Annotated in this window: 1 protein-coding gene; it reads left to right on the top strand. The window is 70.0% G+C overall.

All coding sequences use genetic code 11. The annotated features are described in order from the left end of the window. Positions 1 to 139 precede the first annotated feature (139 nt). Positions 140 to 1,705, top strand: coding sequence for an ISAzo13 family transposase (locus BIV24_RS29560; RefSeq protein WP_071369541.1), 1,566 nt, complete (start codon positions 140 to 142; stop codon positions 1,703 to 1,705). Positions 1,706 to 1,720: the final 15 nt, after the last annotated feature.

Here is a 1,720-nt window from a genome sequence, read left to right as displayed (position 1 = left end):
GGGCCTGTCGATGAATTAGTGGGTTTCTCACGGTAGTTGGGCTCATTGATGCGGTATGGGTCGCTTCGATGAGTTGATCGGTTCGTTGGAGGAGAAGTTCGGGGCGGTGACGCCGTACCTGGACGAGCGGCAGCGCTGAGTGCTGTACGCGGCGGAGGCTCGGCAGCTCGGGCACGGCGGGATCGCTGCGGTGGCGCGGGCCGCGGGCGTCTCGAAGGGCTGCGTCAGCCGCGGCCTGGCCGAACTCGATGCGGGCCGGGCGCCGGACGGGCGGGTGCGGCGCCCGGGGGCCGGTCGCCCGGCACTGTCGGAGAAGGACCCGGGCCTGGGTCCGGCCCTGCTGGCGCTGGTCGAGGACACCACGCAGGGCGACCCGATAGGACCGCTGACGTGGACGACGAAGTCGCTGCGCCGGCTGGCGGACGAACTCGCCGCCCAGGGGCGGAAGGTGGGTCGCGACACCGTCGCCGCGTTACTGAAGGCGGCAGGGTTCAGCTTGCGCGGCAACGCCCGGGTGCTGGCCGGCAGCCACCACCCGGACCGGGACGCCCAGTTCCGGCACATCAACGACACGGTGAAAACGTTCCTGGACGGAGGCGACCCGGTGATCAGCGTGGACACGAAGAAGAAGGAGCAGATCGGCCTGTTCGGCCAGGCGGGGCGGGAGTGGAGGCCGCCCGGGGCGCCGGTGAAGGTCCTCGACCACGACTTCCCCACCCATGCGACCGGCACCGCGATCCCCTACGGGATCTACGACGTCGCCCGTAACACCGGCTACGTCGTCATCGGCACCGATCACGACACCGCCGCATTCGCCGTGGCCTGCCTTCGCCGCTGGTGGAAGGAAGAGGGCCGCAGCGCCTACCCCTCTGCCACCCGCCTGCTGATCACCGCGGACGGCGGCGGCTCCAACAGCTCCCGCGCCAAGACGTGGAAGGCCAACCTCGCCCTCCTGGCCTCCGAGACCGGCCTTGAGATCACGGTGTGTCACCTGCCGCCGGGAACATCGAAGTGGAACCGGGTCGAGCACCGCCTGTTCTCGTTCATCTCGATGAACTGGCGCGCCCGCCCGCTGACCAGCTACGACGTCGCCCTCAACCTGATCTCCTCCTCCACCACCCGCACCGGACTGACCGTCACCGCCCGCCTGGACACCAGCAGCTACCCCACGGGGATCGACATCAGCCAGCAGCACGCGGCCGCCCTGGCCATCCACCCCGACGCGTTCCACGGCGAGTGGAACTACACCATCCCGCCCCAGCCCGGCATTCCCGACGTCCCGCTCCACCCACCCGGCCCCCGGTCCCATCCCGGCCACGCGCACACTTTCGGCGCGACGCTGGCCACCCATCCCCTCCTGACGGGCCTGGACCGCCACGACCTCGACCGCCTCGCCGCCGACATCCGCGACCGACTCGACGCCCTCCCGCCCAAGCAACGGCCCCGGCACCGCAAGCTCACCACCGAGAACATCATCTGGGCCACCGTCCTCGACCAGCGCGGCCTGTCCTGCTCACTGACCGCCTACCTCTTCCGCATCGGCGAGAACCAGATGAGAGCCCTGATCAAACAGGTCCGCCCCCTCCTCGAGGACCACGGCCACCGCCCCAAGCCGATCCCCGCCCGCCTGATCGACCCCAGCGCCCTCGCCAGCTACGTCATGCACGCGACATCCCAGGCCAGCGAGCACGACACGACCCACTAATTCATCGACAGGCCC

The sequence above is a fragment of the Streptomyces colonosanans genome (assembly GCF_001866645.1).
In the GTDB taxonomy this organism is placed as follows: domain Bacteria; phylum Actinomycetota; class Actinomycetes; order Streptomycetales; family Streptomycetaceae; genus Streptomyces; species Streptomyces colonosanans.
Note: the sequence above shows the minus strand (reverse complement) of the source record. Positions and strands in the feature narration are given on the sequence as shown.